Annotated in this window: 13 protein-coding genes; 4 read left to right on the top strand and 9 right to left on the bottom strand. The window is 71.1% G+C overall.

The annotated features are described in order from the left end of the window. Window positions 1-26: 26 nt before the first annotated feature. From ADK36_RS35155 to ADK36_RS35145, 3 genes are all read right to left on the bottom strand, one after another. Entirely contained in the window at window positions 27-1256 is a 1230-nt protein-coding gene (locus tag ADK36_RS35155; RefSeq protein ID WP_078942778.1) for a serine hydrolase domain-containing protein, read from the bottom strand. Window positions 1257-1357: 101 nt separating this feature from the next. Then, window positions 1358-3148 carry a TIGR03767 family metallophosphoesterase gene (locus tag ADK36_RS35150; protein WP_048585457.1) on the bottom strand — a complete coding sequence of 597 codons (1791 nt, stop codon included), beginning with the start codon at window positions 3146-3148 and terminating at the stop codon, window positions 1358-1360. A 231-nt stretch (window positions 3149-3379) separates the two neighbouring features. Continuing rightward, the gene (locus ADK36_RS35145) at window positions 3380-3841 is read right to left on the bottom strand and encodes an NUDIX hydrolase (RefSeq protein WP_199830316.1); all 462 of its coding nucleotides are present in this window, start codon (window positions 3839-3841) and stop codon (window positions 3380-3382) included. 225 nt (window positions 3842-4066) lie between these two features. Between ADK36_RS35145 and ADK36_RS35140 the strand changes: the two genes are divergently transcribed. Beyond that, complete coding sequence (locus ADK36_RS35140; RefSeq protein ID WP_048585455.1) at window positions 4067-7354, top strand: S8 family serine peptidase; 3288 nt, start codon at window positions 4067-4069, stop codon at window positions 7352-7354. A gap of 55 nt (window positions 7355-7409) precedes the next feature. Here the strand turns inward: ADK36_RS35140 and ADK36_RS35135 are convergent, their stop codons facing one another. Together ADK36_RS35135 and ADK36_RS35130 are read right to left on the bottom strand one after the other, a co-directional pair. Beyond that, entirely contained in the window at window positions 7410-8195 is a 786-nt protein-coding gene (locus ADK36_RS35135) for a hypothetical protein (RefSeq protein ID WP_053200451.1), read from the bottom strand. A gap of 1 nt (window position 8196) precedes the next feature. Then, complete coding sequence (locus tag ADK36_RS35130) at window positions 8197-8748, bottom strand: RNA polymerase sigma factor (protein WP_199830315.1); 552 nt, start codon at window positions 8746-8748, stop codon at window positions 8197-8199. Window positions 8749-9120: 372 nt separating this feature from the next. Here ADK36_RS35130 and ADK36_RS35125 point away from each other — a divergent pair, with 372 nt between their 5' ends. After that, complete coding sequence (locus ADK36_RS35125) at window positions 9121-10137, top strand: aspartate-semialdehyde dehydrogenase (RefSeq protein WP_048585452.1); 1017 nt, start codon at window positions 9121-9123, stop codon at window positions 10135-10137. Between the two features lie 99 nt (window positions 10138-10236). Here the strand turns inward: ADK36_RS35125 and pepN are convergent, their stop codons facing one another. Then, window positions 10237-12816, bottom strand: a complete 2580-nt coding sequence (pepN, locus tag ADK36_RS35120) for an aminopeptidase N (protein WP_048585451.1) — start codon at window positions 12814-12816, stop codon at window positions 10237-10239. Window positions 12817-12929: 113 nt separating this feature from the next. On the opposite strand from pepN, the gene ADK36_RS35115 reads away from it, so the two are divergent. Next, window positions 12930-13406 carry a DUF1203 domain-containing protein gene (locus ADK36_RS35115; RefSeq protein WP_053200449.1) on the top strand — a complete coding sequence of 159 codons (477 nt, stop codon included), beginning with the start codon at window positions 12930-12932 and terminating at the stop codon, window positions 13404-13406. A gap of 50 nt (window positions 13407-13456) precedes the next feature. On the opposite strand, the gene ADK36_RS35110 is transcribed toward ADK36_RS35115, so the two are convergent. Genes ADK36_RS35110 through ADK36_RS35100 form a run of 3 tightly spaced genes read right to left on the bottom strand, consistent with a single transcriptional unit; the run spans window position 13457 to window position 16313 of the window. Then, window positions 13457-14371 carry a LysR family transcriptional regulator gene (locus ADK36_RS35110; RefSeq protein WP_048585449.1) on the bottom strand — a complete coding sequence of 305 codons (915 nt, stop codon included), beginning with the start codon at window positions 14369-14371 and terminating at the stop codon, window positions 13457-13459. 14 nt (window positions 14372-14385) lie between these two features. After that, window positions 14386-15306, bottom strand: a complete 921-nt coding sequence (locus ADK36_RS35105) for a DMT family transporter (RefSeq protein ID WP_053200446.1) — start codon at window positions 15304-15306, stop codon at window positions 14386-14388. 35 nt (window positions 15307-15341) lie between these two features. Beyond that, entirely contained in the window at window positions 15342-16313 is a 972-nt protein-coding gene (locus ADK36_RS35100) for an EamA family transporter (RefSeq protein ID WP_053200444.1), read from the bottom strand. Window positions 16314-16412: 99 nt separating this feature from the next. Between ADK36_RS35100 and ADK36_RS35095 the strand changes: the two genes are divergently transcribed. After that, window positions 16413-16925 (top strand): MarR family winged helix-turn-helix transcriptional regulator, encoded by a 513-nt coding sequence (locus ADK36_RS35095; RefSeq protein WP_048585446.1) that lies wholly within the window; start codon window positions 16413-16415, stop codon window positions 16923-16925. The last annotated feature ends 5 nt before the right edge of the window (window positions 16926-16930 follow it).

Genomic DNA, 16930 nt, shown 5'->3' with positions numbered 1-16930 from the left:
GTGAGACCGCTTTCCCCCAACGCCGGTCAGCCGATCCGCGGCGGCGCGAACCTCACGCCCGAACCGGCTCGGCGCTCCGGGTCCGCGCCCGCTCGGCTTCCGGCCCGCACCGGCTCCTTGCCGCAGAACTCGGCCTCGACCACCGCCCCCGCGTCTCCCGACCAGTCGCCGTTGAAGTTGAAGGCCAGGGACTTGCGGCCGTCCCTGGTCGTGACCGCCTCGGAGATGGAGCCGTGGATGCCGCCGCCGTGGCCCCAGACCGTGACGCCGCAGGTCAGCTCGGCCTTCATCAGGCCGAGCCCGTAGCCGTTGGTCTCGCTCATGGGGACCGTGGTGGTCATCTCGGCCAACTGCTCGCGCGGGAGGAGCCTGCCGCGCAGGAGGGCCGCGTAGAAGCGGCCCAGGTCGGTGGAGCTGGAGACCATCTCGCCGGCCGCGTGGGCGAGAGACGGGTTGATCTTCGTGACGTCGTAGGTCGGGCCGGTCGCCGTCTCGGCCAGCTTGGAGTAGGCGCGGCTGCTCGGGCCCGGGACCGTCACGCGGGTGCCCGGGACGGAGGTGGCGGTCAGGTGCAGGGGCTCGATGATGCGCGCGCGGATCGCGTCGCCGTACGGGCGGCCCGTGACCTTCTCGACCACCATTCCGGCGAGCACGAAGTTGGTGTTGGAGTAGTTCCACGACGTACCCGGCTCGAAGTCCGGCTTGTGGGTCATGGCGAGGGCGACCAGCTCCTCGGGCCTGTGCGTGTCGTAGCGGTGCTCGAAGAAGCCGTCCTTGAGGAAGTACGTTCGGCCGAAGTCGTCGTCGGCCGTGTAGTTGAAGATGCCGCTGGTGTGGTTGAGGAGCTGGCGGAGGGTGACCCGGCCGCCGTCGTGGCCGTTGCCCCGGACCAGGCCCGGCAGCCACTTCTCCACCGAGTCGTCCAGGGACAGCCTGCCCTCCGCCTCCAGCTGGAGCAGCACCGTGGCGACGAAGGTCTTGGTGATGCTGCCCACCCGGTAGCGGTCGTCGGCCGAACGCGGCTTCCCCGTCTTGAGGTTGCCGACGCCGGCCGTCGCCGACCAGGTCCGGTGCCCGTCCTTCCCCGTCGCGGTCACGCCGGGCACACCGGCGTCGACCGCGGCCTGAATGGCCTTGCGCGTCGCGTCGTGGCCGCCCGCTCCGGCGGGCGTGGCCGCCGCGGGGGCCGCGAGGGCCACCGACAACGCCACAGCAGTCGCCGCCACCAGGGTCGCGCGTGTCATCCGTACGGTCATGTCCTGTTCCCCCTGCTTCCCGCTCACGTCGAGCGTGGTCGGGGAGGGAGACCCTGGGTGCGGGACGAAGGTTGAGGATCTGTACAGCGGTTGGGCGGCTTTCAGCCCTTCTTCAGCACCAGCTCCGTGTTGCGGTCCTTCCGGTCCCCCGCCAGCTTGGTGCTGGCACCGGGGGCGTTGAGGGACAGCTCGCGGTAGAGGGCGGCCAGTCCGGTCTGGGAGTGGTCGGTGAAGTTCGTGCGGTGCGGGGCCGAGGACTCGATCAGGGTGGTGAAGACGGAGATCGTGCCGTCCTTGTTGTCCACCACCTCGATGATCCGGGCGAGCTGGGGGAAGTCGACGTGGGAGGCGGTGGAGATCTCCCAGAAGGAGCGGCCCCCGGCGGCGGAGTGCGGGGTGATGACGTTCTTGTGGATGTGGCCGTTCACCCAGGCGAGGACGTTGCGGTGGCTCGCGAGCAGCTCGACGACCTCGGCACCGCCCACCCGCCGCTCGCCCGGACGGGCCGGGTCGCGGCGCAGGTTGCCCATCGTCTTGCTGGTGTGATGGCTGAAGACGATCGCGTACGAGTCCTTGTTCTCGCGCAGCGTCCGGTCCAGCCACTTGAACTGCGCCGCCCCGATGGACCCTTCGTAGTGGCCGCCCGGGTCGGTGGTGTCGAGGCTGATGCCGAGGACGTCGTCGGCGATACGGAAGCTGTAGTACTGGGTGCCCGCGTCCAGGTTGGCCGCCGAGTAGCCGTGGCCGACCGGGCCGTGGCCGCGGTGGGCCGGGTTCAGGTGGGCCTGCAGATACTCCCGGGGCGTGAACGGGGCCCGGCTCTCGTCCGGGGTGACCGAGCGCATCGAGCGGGCGTGGGCCTTGAGGAAGTCCTTGAAGACGGTGCCCCTCGGGTCCTTGTCCTGCTTGAGGGAGTCCTGGAGCTTCTTGGCGTCCGACGCCGACACGCTCATCAGCTTCTTGCCGCCGACGGCCAGGTCGGTGAGGTAGGAGTCGGCGTGCGAGGCGTAGGTGCCGAGCGGCATCGCGTCGTGGTTGCCGACCGTCGAGTACCAGGGGATGTTCAGGCCGGGGCTGCGCAGCTCGCGGATCGCGGCGGCGAGGTAGCCCTCGATGTGCGGGAAGCCGAGCTGCTTGTCGGCGTCGCGGACGCTGTCGTCGGCCTGCCAGTACAGCTTCAGGCCGCTGTTCTGGACGCCCTCGTACCGCCGCGGGTCACCCGTGTTCGGGGTGACGCGGCCGCCGCTCATCACCGTCAGGAACCACTCCAGCTCGGACTTGGCGTTGTTGTCCGTGTTGTCGCCGGTGGTCATGGCGAAGTGCAGCGGGGCGCCGGTGACGGGGGCGCCCCGCAGCGCGTTGAGGCGCTCGACCAGCGCCACCGCGCCGGGCACGGTCAGCGCCTCCTGCGGCCGCCAGGCGTGCACGTCCGTCGAGCGCAGGTACTCGAGGCGGAGCGGGTGCTGGGCGTCGATCAGGTGCAGATCGGTGAGCTGGACGAAGGCGGCGAGTGCCGTACGCCGCTTCTCGCGCCCCGGCTTGGCCGCGGCCAGGTTCTCGCGGACGACCCGCTTCCAGCCGGGACCGTCGCCGAGCCGGCGGTAGCCGGAGCTGCCGGTGGGGGTGGCGACCGAGGCGACGGTGGTGCCCTTGGTGTACGGCGCGAGCGCGGCCGGCAGCCTGCGGGAGGCACCGACAGGGGCCTCGGCGGCGGCGTCGCCCGTGCCGGCACCCGGCGCGTTCGCGGTGCTGGTGGTGGTCGCGGCCTCACTCTCCGTGGGCCGCAAGGCGTAGCCGACGCCCGCGGAGAGGGTGACCGCACCGGTGGCGGCGAGCAGGGTACGGCGGTGGATCCCCAGCGCGGAGCTGGCGACAGAGCGTATGCGCGACATGGCGCGATCTCCCCGAGTGCGAACGCGTCGGCAGTGGTCGCGGGCGGTCGCCGAAGCGAACCTCCCGCTCACTGTGGATCGTTGGCAGCGGGGATGACCTGCGCATGAACATGACCGCAACGGGCAGCGCCGATCACCGTACGTGGATCTTGGACTACCTTCCGCGTCCACGGCCGCTCCTCGAACGGCCGGGACGCGGTCACTCCGTGTTCATCTTCGGGGGTAGGGAAGCTATTTCCCGGCGGCTCCGATCCGCCCCGCCGCGGGCCGCTCACGCCACAGCGACAGCCCCTTGTCGACCATGGCGACGCGGGTCAGGGCTGTCACGTCGTCCATCGGATGCCAGGCCGCCATGTCGGTGGAGCCGTTGGCCTCGTAGCGCAGGTCGCCACCGGTGATCCGGGCCTCGTAGACGAGCCGTACGCCGTGGTGGTCGACGGGCCGGCCGAAGCGGCCGCTCGGGAACGTGCGGTGGGAGGAGTCGATGCCGAGCAGCCCGGTCGGTTCGACGAGGTAGCCGGTCTCCTCCTCCACCTCCCGCACGACCGTGTCGTAGGGATCCTCGCCGTGCTCCATACCGCCGCCCGGCAGCACCCACTCGAAGCCGCCGCCGGGCGCCGGGGAGCGCGCGAGGAGGAGCTGTCCGTCACGTACGCAAATGGCGTAGGCCGCCACCCTCAACTTCTTCCGCACATACGGACGTTAGACGGCCGGGGACGCAGGGCGCAGACAGTTTTTCAGCTTGCGGGCGACTTGCCCCTTTCGGTCCTCTCACCCCAATTGCATAGCGGGTTTCCCCCATCCCTCCATTTCGATTCGGTCAACTCTTCCCAAACATCCTTCCCTTGCGTAAGGCTGTGCGGTCGTCCGGGATCACATACCGGACGGCCAATGCTCCTTTACCAACAAGGGATGCCGATGACCCTCAACCCCCAGCGCGAACCGAAGCCGGGTCCGAGACGCGCGGCCCGCATAGCCGTGGCCGCCGGTCTCGTCGCCGCGCTCTCCGCGGCCGGGCCGATACCCATGGCCATGGCCGCGGATCCCGCGCCCACCGCGACGGACCCGAGCGTCAAGTCCGCGCACGACAAGCTCGGTTCGGACGACGCCGACCTGCTCGCCGAGGCGAAGGCCGGCGGCGACAAGAACGTCACGATGATGATCGCGACCGCGCCCGGTCAGACCGAGAAGGTCGCCGAGCAGCTGGACGCGGTCGGCTCTGTGGGCCGTACGTACGACAAGCTCGGCTACGTCCGGGCCACCGTCCCGACCGGCAAGGCCGACTCGGCCATCGCCGCCGCGACGAAGCTCTCCTCGGTGCACGGCATCGACCTGCGCGAGGAGATACCCCTGGACGACCCCGCCGTCGACACGAAGAAGTCGACGGCCGCCGCCACCGCGGCCTCCGCCCCGGACAAGAACACCCCGGCGGAGAACCCGTACAACCCGTCCTTCGAGACGGGCGCCGTCGACTTCGTGAAGGACCACCCGAAGGCGGACGGCCGCGGCATCACCATCGGCATCCTCGACAGCGGTGTGGACCTCGGGCATCCCGCGCTGCAGAAGACCACCACCGGTGAGCGCAAGATCGTCGACTGGGTCACCGCCACCGACCCGCTCGTCGACAACGACCGCACCTGGCGCCCGATGGTGACCTCCGTCTCCGGGCCCACCTTCACCTACGGCGGCAAGACCTGGACCGCGCCCGCCGGCTCCTACCAGGTCAGCACCTTCCTGGAGTCGTACACCACGGGCGGCGACGCGGCGGGCGACGCCAACCGCGACGGCGACAAGACCGACTCGTGGGGCGTCCTGTACGACGCCGCGAACGGCACCGTCCGGGTCGACCTCAACAACAACAACGACTTCGGTGACGACACCCCGATGAAGCCGTACAAGGACGGCTACCAGATCGGGTACTTCGGCACCGACAACCCGGCCACCGACGTCGCCGAGCGGCAGCCGTTCGTCGTGCAGATCCGCAAGGACGTGCCGATGGACCCGCTGGGCGGCGACTGGGTCGGCCAGAAGCGCGACTTCGTCAACATCGGCGTCATCGAGTCCGAGCACGGCACCCACGTCGCCGGCATCACCGCCGCGAACGGCCTGTTCGGCGGCAAGATGAACGGCGCGGCGCCGGGCGCCAAGCTCGTCGCGTCCCGTGCCTGCACCTGGACCGGCGGCTGCACCAACGTCGCGCTCACCGAGGGCATGATCGATCTCGTCGTCAACCGCGGCGTCGACATCGTCAACATGTCCATCGGCGGTCTCCCGGCGCTGAACGACGGCAACAACGCCCGCTCCGAGCTGTACACGCGCCTCATCGACACCTACGGCGTCCAGCTCGTCATCTCGGCGGGCAACTCCGGGCCGGGCGCCAACACCATCGGCGACCCCGCCCTCTCCGCCAAGGTCATCTCGGTCGGCGCGACCATCTCCAAGGAGACCTGGGCCGCCAACTACGGCTCGGCCGTGGAGAAGAAGTACGCGATGATGCCGTTCTCCTCGCGCGGCCCGCGTGAGGACGGTGGCTTCACCCCGACGCTCTCCGCGCCGGGTGCCGCGATCAACACCATCCAGACCTGGCTGCCGGGCGCCCCGGTCGCCGAGGCCGGCTACTCGCTCCCGGCCGGCTACGGCATGCTCCAGGGCACCTCGATGGCGTCCCCGCAGGCGGCGGGCGCGAGCGCGCTGCTGCTGTCGGCCGCCAAGCAGAAGGGCATCGCCCTGACGCCGGCGAAGCTGCGCACGGCCCTCACCTCGACCGCCGACCACATCAAGGGTGTGCAGGCGTACGAGGAGGGTGTCGGCCTCATCAACATCCCGGACGCCTGGGACTCCATCCGTGACGGCGCCACCGCCCACGAGTACACGGTCAAGGCGCCGGTCGACACCGCGATCGACCAGTTCCTGAAGACCCCGGGCTACGGCACGGGCGTCTACGACCGTGAGGGCGGCCTCAAGGCCGGGCAGAAGAAGACGTACGACGTCACCATCACGCGTACGTCCGGCGCGGACAAGGCGATCCGGCACGAGCTGCACTTCGAGAACAACGCCGGGGACACCTTCCGGATCGTCGGCTCCGACGAGATCAGCCTCGGCCTGAACAAGCCGGTCACCGTCAAGGTCGCCGCGAAGCCGTCCTCGGCCGGCATCAAGAGCGCGATCCTGGAGGTCGACGACCCGCGCACCGAGGGCATCGACCAGCAGGTCCTCAACACGGTCGTGGTCTCGGCACCGCTCAAGTACACGTACTCGGCGGCCGGTTCGGTGCAGCGCAACAGCACCAAGTCGCACTTCGTGACCGTCCCCGAGGGTGCGAAGTCCCTGGAGATCGCGATCGGCGGGCTGAAGGACAAGAGCCAGACCCGGTTCATCGCCATCCACCCGTACGGCGTCCCGTCCGACCCGACCGGCACGCCGAACTGCTACAACAACTACCAGGGCGGCAACGGCTGCAAGCCGGACGTGCGTGCCTACGCCGACCCGCAGCCCGGCGTCTGGGAGATCGAGGTCGAGTCGCGCCGTACGTCGCCGCTGCTCGACAACCCGTACAAGCTCGACGTCACCGTCCTGGGCGCGGCCTTCGACCCGGAGACCGTGACCCTCCCCGAGGCCAAGGTCGGCACCCCGGCCGCCGCCTCCTGGAAGGTGACGAACAAGTACGCCGCGATCGACGGCAAGCTGGCCGGCGGCCCGCTCGGCTCGTCCAAGACGGCGCGTCCGGCCATCGCCGAGGGCGACACGCAGACCACCACGGTCGACGTGCCCGAGGGCGCCACGTCCCTCGACGTCTCCATCGGCAACGTCTCCGACGCGGCCGCCGACCTCGACCTGGTCGTCTACGACGCGGCCGGCACCCAGGTCGGCAGCTCCGCCGACGGCGACTCGGAGGAGGCGGTCTCGATCGCCAAGCCCGCCGCCGGCAAGTACAGCATCGAGGTCGTCGGCTACTCGGTGCCGGCCGGCTCGACGGCCTACGACTACCTGGACGTGTTCTACTCCGCCGCGCTCGGCACCGTCACGGTCGACGAGTCGACCCCGGTGAAGCTCGGCACGGGTGACTCGGCCACGGTCGCGGGCAGCGTCACCGCCGCGGCGGCCGCGCCCGAGGGACGTGAGTTCTTCGGCCAGGTCCGGCTGCTGAACGCGCGCGGCACGGCCGCGGGCCTGGGCAACGTGAAGATCGAGAAGGTCACGCCGTAGCTTCGCGGTACGGCAGTGGGGCGGGCGTCCGTGCGGGCGCCCGCCCCTTTCTTCGTCATCCCCCGCAGGTCCGGCCGTTCGACTTGGGCAGCGAGGCGGTGATCCAGGCCCGCTCGGGGGCGATGTCCTGCTCGCCGACGGCCCAGAAGTCGGGCTGACGGGCGCCCTCAGGGATACCGAGGAGCACCTGGTCGCCCACGCGCAGGCCCGGGACGAGGTTCTCGTCGACCACGAAGGTCAGCTCCGGCTCACCGCCCTTGTCCGGCTTGTAGTAGCGGGTCATGTGCAGGACGACGCGCAGGGACGTCGTACCGGGGAGCCGCTCCACCGAGGTGGCCTTCCCCTCGGCGACCAGGCTGGAGCAGGCGAGGTAGCCAGGGCTGCCGAAGGCTGTGCCGCCGCCGGCCTCGGAGGAGACCTGCTTGTCGGCGGCGGTACCGGAGTCGGACTGGGCGCCCTCGCCCTGGGCCAGCAGCCAGCCCATGCCCACCAGCACGGACCCGGCGGCGGCCACGGCGAGCCCGCCGAAGGCGACGGCGAACACGCGGCGCCGGGCGCGGGAGGGCTGTCGTACGCGAATCGGGGCGAGAGGGGGAGCGGGGTCGGGTTCCGGATCGGAGGCCGGTGCCGGCGGCTCGGCGAGCGCGTGCCCGATGATCTCCAGCTGCTCCCGCAGCAGCACCACATCGGCGGCTGCCGACCGGTGCTCCGCCATGAAGGCGGCGTCCGCGCGCGCCTCGGCCGTGAGCGGCTCGTCGGTGAGCGCGGCCATCAGCGCGTCGACGCCGGTACGGCCGTCGTAGCCCTCGCGACCGTTGCGGCCGTCGTTCTCGGCGGTCATGTCACACCACCTCGTCCTCGTGCAGGCGGGCGCGCAGGGCCCGTACCGCCGTGTGCAGCCTGCTCTTGACCGTGCCCTCCGGGATGCCCAGCTCCTCGGCTATGTCGCGCACGGGGAGATCGCCGTAGAAGCGCAGGACCAGGACCTGACGCTGGGCGTCGGGCAGTTCGTCCAGGCCCCGGGCGACGGCGAGGGAGAGCAGGCTCGTCTCCTCGCCGGAGGGGTGGGCGGCCGGCTGGCGCAGGGAGGCAAGGCGTTCGCCGAGCCGTTCCTGGCGCTTCTTGGCCCGGTGCCAGTCCATGGCGAGGTTGGAGGCGACGACCGCCGCCCACGCCGACACGTCCCGCGGTGCCTCGCGGCCGCTCGCGGCCCGCTCCAGCAGCCGCAGGCGGACCTGCTGTACCCCGTCCGGCAGGTCCGCCTGCGGCACCCCGCCCAGCGCGAGCACCGCCCGCACCCGACGTTCCTGGGCCGCGTCCAGCGGATCGTCCAGTACGTCCTGGACGGCACCGCCCCCCTGGTCGCGGCGGGCCTTTCTGCGCAGCACAGCCACCCCTCCCCTCGCCGTGTGGTGACTGTGACGCCGGGGCGGGCCAAAACGTTCGACATCGGCCGGCGGAATTTCCCGGGACGCCCCGCCGCTGCACACAGACAGGGACAGAGGCGTACGTCACACCGCCGCGTAGGCCGGTTGCGCGCGGGCAGGCGAGCTTGCGGTGCGGGGCCGCCGCGGGGCGAATATCTCCAGCTCAGCCCGGGTGGGAGCCGCAGAACCGCGGCTCCCACCGGGGTGCGTCGCGTTCCACCGTTCGGTCATCCCGGTCAAACGATTGGACAGGCGGACCAAGGCTGACCGCATGATGGAAACGCCTCGGCCATGCAGCAGACACAGACAAGCCACGCAGTTCACGTAGAAGGAGTCGCCGTGAGGGTCGGAATCGTCGGAGCCACCGGTCAGGTCGGCACGGTCATGCGCAGGATCCTCAAGGAGCGGAACTTCCCGGTCACCGAGCTGCGCCTGTTCGCCTCGGCCCGCTCGGCGGGGACGGTCCTGGACGGCGTGACCGTGGAGGACGCGACGACGGCCGACTACAGCGGACTGGACATCGTCCTGTTCTCGGCGGGCGGCTCGACCTCCAAGGCCCTGGCGCCGAAGGTCGCCTCCCAGGGCGCCGTCGTGATCGACAACTCCTCGGCCTGGCGCCGTGACCCCGAGGTCCCGCTGGTCGTCTCCGAGGTGAACCCGCACGCGATCGCCGACCGCCCCAAGGGCATCATCGCCAACCCGAACTGCACGACGATGGCCGCGATGCCGGTCCTGAAGCCGCTGCACGCCGAGGCGGGCCTTCAGGCCCTGGTCGTCGCCACCTACCAGGCGGTGTCGGGTTCGGGTCTGGCCGGCGTCGACGAGCTGTTCGAGCAGGTCAAGAAGGTCGGCGACGACGCGCCCAAGCTCACCCACGACGGCTCGGCGGCGGAGTTCCCCGAGCCGAACAAGTACGTCGCCCCGATCGCGTACAACGTCCTTCCCATGGCCGGCTCCATCGTCGACGACGGCCTGAACGAGACGGACGAGGAGCAGAAGCTCCGCCACGAGTCCCGCAAGATCCTGGAGATCCCCGAGCTGAAGGTCTCCGGCACCTGTGTGCGCGTCCCGGTCTTCTCCGGCCACTCCCTCCAGGTCAACGCCCGCTTCGCCCGCCCGATCAGCGTGGAGCGCGCCAAGGAGCTGCTGGCCGGCGCCCCCGGCGTGGCCCTCACCGAGGTCCCGACCCCGCTCCAGGCGGCCGGCCAGGACCCGTCCTACGTCGGCCGGATCCGCCAGGACGAGACGGTCGAGCACGGCCTCGCCCTGTTCCTCTCCAACGACAACCTCCGCAAGGGCGCGGCGCTGAACGCCGTGCAGATCGCGGAGCTGGTGGCGGCGGAGCTCAAGGGCTGACGCCCCTGCCCACGGCCGAGGGGCGCCCACCGATGACGGTGGGCGCCCCTTTGGCGTCGTACGGCCGCCCCGGCCGGTCGGCCGGGTCGGCCGCGTCGGCTACGGCTGGTCGGCCGCCACGTCCGCGGACTGGGCCTTCAGGGCCCGTTCCACGCCCGCCCGGGACTCCGAGATCAGGCGTCGCAGGGCCGCGTTCGGCTCCGTCGACGACAGCCAGGCGTCCGTCTTCTCCAGGGTCTCGGCGGAGACCTGGATCGTCGGGTAGAGGCCGGTGGCGATCTGCTGGGCGATCTCGTGGGAGCGGGAGTCCCAGATGTCCTTGACCACCTCGAAGAACCTGTCCGCGTACGGGGCGAGGAGTTCGCGCTGGTCGGTCTGGACGAAGCCGACGATGACCGCTTCCTGAAGGGCGTTCGGGAGCTTGTCGGAGTCGATGACCGACGCCCAGGCCTCGGCCTTGGCCTCGGGGGTCGGGCGGGCGGCGCGGGCCGTGGCGGCGTGCCGCTCGCCGGCCGCCGTCCTGTCCCGCTCGTACTCGCCCGCGATCTCCGTCTCGTCGAAGCGGCCCACGGCCGCCAGACGCTGTACGAACGCCCAGCGCAGCTCCGTGTCGACGGCCAGCCCCTCGACCGACTGGGAGCCCTCCAGCAGGCCCTCCAGCAGGTCCAGCTGCTCCGGCGTACGGGCCGTCGCCGCGAACGCCCGCGCCCACGCCAGCTGGTGGTCGCTGCCCGCCTCGGCGGACCGCAGATGGGCCAGCGTGGCGTCCGTCCAGCGGGTCAGCAGGGCCTCGCGGGCGGCCGGGGCGGCGTACAGCTCGATCGCCAGCTTCACCTGGCGCTGCAGCGACTGCACGACGCCGATGTCGGACTCCTTGCCGATGCCCGACAGGACCAGCGAGAGGTAGTCGCGGGTGGCGAGTTCCGCGTCGCGCGTCATGTCCCAGGACGACGCCCAGCACAGGGCCCGGGGGAGGGACGCCTCGAAGTCGCCGAGGTGCTCCGTGACGAAGGCCAGGGACTGCTCGTCCAGGCGGACCTTCGAGTACGACAGGTCGTCGTCGTTGAGGAGGATCACGTCCGCGCGGCGCTTGCCCACCAGCTGCGGAACGGCGGTCAGTTCACCGTCCACGTCCAGCTCGACGCGCTCGGCGCGCAGCAGCTTGCCGCTGTCGCCGTCGAGGTCGTACAGGCCGACCGCGATGCGGTGCGGGCGCAGGGTCGGCTCGCCCTTCGCGCCGGCCGGCAGCGCCGGGGCCTCCTGGCGGATCGCGAAGGACGTGATGACGCCGTCGGCGTCCGTCTCGATCTCGGGACGCAGGATGTTGATGCCCGCCGTCTCCAGCCACTTCCTCGACCAGGTCTTCAGGTCGCGGCCGGAGGTCTCCTCCAGGGCGCCCAGCAGGTCGGACAGGCGCGTGTTGCCGAACGCGTGGCGCTTGAAGTACGCCTGCACACCCCGGAAGAACTCGTCCATGCCGACGTACGCGACGAGCTGCTTGAGGACGGAGGCGCCCTTGGCGTAGGTGATCCCGTCGAAGTTGACGAGGACGTCGTCCAGGTCCCGGATCTCGGCCATGATCGGGTGGGTGGAGGGCAGCTGGTCCTGCCGGTAGGCCCAGGTCTTCATGGAGTTGGCGAAGGTGGTCCAGGAGTTCGGCCACTTCGATCCGGGGGCGTACGCGAGGCAGGACGCCTCCGCGTAGGTGGCGAACGACTCGTTCAGCCAGAGGTCGTTCCACCACTCCATGGTGACCAGGTCGCCGAACCACATGTGGGCCAGCTCGTGCAGGATCGTGGCCGCACGCTGCTCGTACGCGGCGTCGGTGACCTTCGACCGGAAGACGTACTGGTCCCGGATGGTGACCGCACCGGCGTTCTCCATCGCGCCCGCGTTGAACTCCGGCACGAACAGCTGGTCGTACTTCTGGAAGGGGTACGCGTAGTCGAACTTCTCCTGGAACCAGTCGAAGCCCTGCCGGGTCACCTCGAAGATCGCGTCCGAGTCGAGGTACTCGGCCAGCGACGGCCGGCAGTAGATGCCGAGCGGGACGGACTGGCCGTCCTTCTCGTAGACGCTGTGCACGGAGTGGTACGGGCCGACGATGAGCGCCGTGATGTACGTCGAGATGCGCGGCGTCGGCTCGAAGGACCAGACGTTCTCCTTGGGCTCCGGGGTGGGCGAGTTGGAGATCACCGTCCAGCCCTCGGGGGCCTTCACGGTGAACTGGAAGGTGGCCTTCAGGTCGGGCTGCTCGAAGGACGCGAAGACGCGGCGCGCGTCCGGGACCTCGAACTGGGTGTAGAGGTACGCCTGCTGGTCGACCGGGTCGACGAAGCGGTGCAGGCCCTCGCCCGTGTTGGTGTACGCGCAGTCGGCGACCACCCGCAGGACGTTGCGGCCCTCCAGCAGGCCCGGCAGCGCGATACGGGAGTCCTTGAAGACCTCGCCCGCGTCGAGCGTGTCACCGTTGAGAGTCACCTCGTGGACGGTCGGTGCCACGAGGTCGATGAAGGAGTCGGCGCCGTTCTCCGTGACGTCGAAGCGCACCGTGGTCACGGACCGGTAGGTGCCGCCTTCCTGCGCGCCGGAGAGGTCGAGATCGATCTCGTAAGAGTCAACGGTGAGCAGCTTCGCCCGCTGCTGCGCCTCTTCGCGAGTCAGGTTTGTGCCAGGCACGCGGTCATCTCCTCGATATGTGTGGGTTGCGCCATCCTTCCACGGGACCTGCACGGAGCGCGATGTCCGTTTACCGCCGGTGGGACGGGGCGCACGCGCGTGAGGCTGGGGTCATGACGACCTACCTCGCACGTCCCATCGATCCGACGGCCCTGAAGGAGCTTCGCTCTGCTGACGACGCGGGACGCCGGACGGTTCCCGTGACCGACGAGGAGGGCGGGTCGCCCCTGCGCTGCTGCCTGCGCAGAAGCGCACCCGGGGAGCGGGTCGCCCTCGTCTCGTACGCCCCGCTGCGCCGCTGGGCGGCCGCGAACGGCGTCGATCCGGGCGCGTACGACGAGCAGGGCCCCGTCTTCGTCCACGCGGCGGAGTGCGCCGGGCCGCAGCCGGCCGGCCTGCCCTTCGTGAACGCGCACCGCGTGGTCCGCCGGTACTCGGCCGAGGGGCACATCCTCGGCGGCCGGCTGGTCGGGGACGCGGACGCGTTCGCCGCGGCGTTCGGGGAGGCGTTCGACGATCCGGCCGTGGCGCTCGTCCACGTCAGGGCCGTCGAGTACGGATGCTTCCTCTATGAGGTGCGCCGCCCCTGAGGTCCCGTTACGGAAGTGCCGCCGATCCGGCTCAGGGCCGAGGTGCCCGGCTACGTGGCGGTGGCACTCCGCGGAGCGTCGAGACCGCGCAGTGCGTCGAGCATCCTCGCCACCGCCGGTGAATCCGCCCCGCCCTTGCGCACGGCCGCCACCACATGCCGCACCGGCCGCTCCTCCCCCAGCTCCCGCATCACGACCCCGCCCCGCGGCACGGCAGCCATCCGCGGCACCAACGCCACCCCCATCCCCGCCTCGACCATCGCCAGGATCGCCGTCCACCCGGCCGCGGAATGTCCCTGTCGCGGGCTGAACCCCGCTGCCTCGCACGCCCCCCGGGTGATGTCCGACCACGGCCCGCTCCCGCCGAAGATCCAGTCCTCCCCCGCGAGATCGGCCAGCCGAAGGCCCTCGGCGGCCGCCAGCCCGTGCCCCTGGGGCAGGGCGACGTCCAGCGGATCCGCCAGCAACGGCACCCGCGTGAAGCGCGCGTCCCCCACCACCGGTGCCTGCGCCGCGAGCGACAGGGCGAGATCGACCTCCCCGGCGGCCAGCAGCTCGTACGCCTCACCGGCCTCGGCCTCCCGCACCCGTACGACCACCCCGGGATGCGACGCACGCAGCGCCCGCACAGCCGGGACGACCAGCGCCGGCACCGCCGTGGAGAAGGCACCCACCCGCACCTCGCCGACCTCACCGTGCGCGTACGCCGCCAACTCGGCGTCCGCCCGCTCCAGTTGTTCGAACACGGCCTCCGCATGCCGCAGCACCAGCCGCGCCGCGTCCGTCAGCCGCACCCGGCGCCCCTGCGCCTCCAGCAACGGCACCCCGACCTGCCTGGCGAGATTCGTCAGCTGCTGCGACACCGCCGACGGCGTCATCCGCAACGCCTCGGCCGTCGCCGTCACGGTCCCCCGTTCCCGCAACGTCCGCAGGATCTGGAGCTTCCGGATGTCCCACTCGACCATGGCGGCAACCTACGTCACCGACGCGCTCCCGCCCCCGCCCCCAGTACGACCCCGCCCAGGATCATCGCCATGCACAGCACCTGGGCCCAGCCGGTCGTCTCACCGAGCACCGCCCACGACAGCAGCGACACGCACACCGGCTGGAGGTAGTAGACGACCCCGGCGCGGCTCGGGCCGACCAGCGCGATCGCCCTGTTCCAGGCGAAGAAGGCCACAGCGGACGAGGCGACCCCGACGTACAGGATCGGCAGGACCGTCCCGGGTGTCGGGTCGAAGCCGCCCTGCACCGCCACGCTCACCCCCTGCGCGGGCAGCAGCAGGGCCGTACCCACCAGGAAGACGGTGAACAGGAAGGCCGTTCCGCCCAGTTCCGCCGGCTTGCGCCGCAACAGTCCGCTGTACGACCCGAAGCAGCAGGCCGCCGCCACCATCCACAGGTCCCCGGCCGCGAAGCGGGCCCCGCCCGCGCCACCCCCGATCAGCAGCACGACCCCCGCGCAGGCCACCACCAGTCCCGCCACCCGGCGCGCACCCGGCCGTACCCCCGCGGCCCGCTCGAACACGGCCATCAGCACCGGTGAAGCAGCCATGATCATGCCCATGTTGGCGGCGGACGTGGTCAACCCGGCCTGGTTGACGAGGGTGTTGTAGACGGTGACACCGAGGAGCGAGGCGAGGAGTACGAAGCCGAGGTGACGGCGGATCACCTTCCGCTGCCGCCATGCCTGCCGGGCCCCGAACGGAGCCACCGCGACCAGCGCCACCAGCCACCGCCAGAACGCCTGCTGCACCGGCGGCACGCTGTCGTGCAGCGCGCGGGAGGTGACGAAGCTGCCGGACCAGACGACGGTGGCGAGGGCGGCGAGCGCGACGCCGAGGACGGCTGTCCTGGGGAGGGAGGTCGGGGTTGCTGTCCTGGGGAGGACGACGGTCACGGAAATCCTTTCGCTGGTCGGTGATCGGGCTCGATCTACCGTCGCAGCGCCTGAACCGTCACGTCCATCGAATCTTTTCGATGCTTCTCTTCAGTAGAACTGAAAGATTCGCCACCGGCCGCGCTCACAGCCACCCCGCGGACAGCCGCCCGGCGCCCCGCCCCGGTCTGCCCCACCACGGTCGCCCCGAACGCGAGCGCCATGCCCACCAGCTGGAGCGGCGTCAGCGCCTGGTCCAGCGCGGCCCAGCCGACCACCGCGGCGGTCAGCGGGGACAGCGGCCCGAGGAAGGTGACCTGGGTGGCGGTGAGGCGGCCGATGCCGCGGAACCAGAGCCAGTACGCGAGGGCCGTGTTCGCCAGCGCCAGATAGAGGTAGCCGCCGATCGCCGGGCCGTCGAGCGCGGGCGGCGCGCCCTCGACCAGGAGGGCGAGCGGGGCGATGAGCAGGCCGCCGGCCGTCAACTGCCATCCGGTGAGGGCGAGCGGGCCGACGCCGTCCGGGCGCCCCCAGCGCTTGGTCAGCACCGTGCCCGTGGACATCGAGGCGGTGGAGGCGAGCGCCGCCAGGACGCCCAGCGCGTCCAGGGCACCGGCCGCCCGCAGCACGACGAGGCTGACCCCGAACGCGGCCACGACCGCGGTGAGCAGCGTCCGTACGGTCGGCCGCTCCCCCAGCAGCACCGCCGCGAGCCCGGCGACGAACAGCGGCCCGACCGAGCCCACGACCGCCGCCATGCCACCGGGCAGCCGGTAGGCGGACAGGAACAGCAGCGGAAAGAAGGCGCCGATGTTCAGCGCGCCCAGCACCGCCGACTTCCACCACCAGGCACCGCGCGGGCGGACCCGGGCCAGGGCGAGCAGCAGCAGACCGGCGGGCAGAGCGCGCATCAGGCCGGTGAACAGGGGGCGGTCGGGCGGCAGGAACTCGGTGGTGACCGCGTAGGTCGTGCCCCAGGAGACGGGGGCGAGCGCGGTGAGGAGTATCAGTGCACGCACGGCACACACACCCTTCAAAGTAGGTCGATGGAAAGTAGCTTAGTCGTAAGCTACTTTCCGTCAAGCCACTTTCTTGCGACCGAGCGTCCGACCGCCGATACTCGGCGCATGAGCGAACGTCCGCAGCCCAAGGACCCCGTCGACGCGATCATCGACCAGTGGGCGGCCGTGCGGCCCGACCTCGACACCAAGGCGATGGAGGTCTTCGGGCGGATCTTCCGCCTCTCGCGCACGATGGGCGACCGCATGGAGAAGGCGTACGCGCCCCACGGCATCTCGCGCGGCGAGTTCGACGTCCTGGCGACCCTGCGCCGCGCCGGTGAGCCGCACACGCTCTCGCCCCGCCAGCTCTCGGCGACGCTCATGCTCACCACCGGCGGCATGACCGGCCGCCTCGACAAGCTGGAACGGGCCGGCCTGCTGCGCCGCTCCCCCGATCCGCACGACCGCCGCGGCCTGCAAGTCACCCTCACCGAGAAGGGGTTGCACCTCATCGACGAGGCGGTCGGCGCCGGCCTCGCCGTCCAGACGGAGGCCCTGTCGGCCCTCGACGACGAACAGGCCGACCGATTGGCCGACCTGTTGCGGGAGCTGCTGGCGGGGACGCCCGAAACCCGGTAGTCGCC

It is taken from the genome of Streptomyces viridochromogenes (assembly GCF_001270495.1).
GTDB lineage: Bacteria > Actinomycetota > Actinomycetes > Streptomycetales > Streptomycetaceae > Streptomyces > Streptomyces viridochromogenes_A.
The sequence above is the reverse complement of the archived record's forward strand: the minus strand, read 5'-3'. Positions and strand labels throughout refer to the sequence as shown.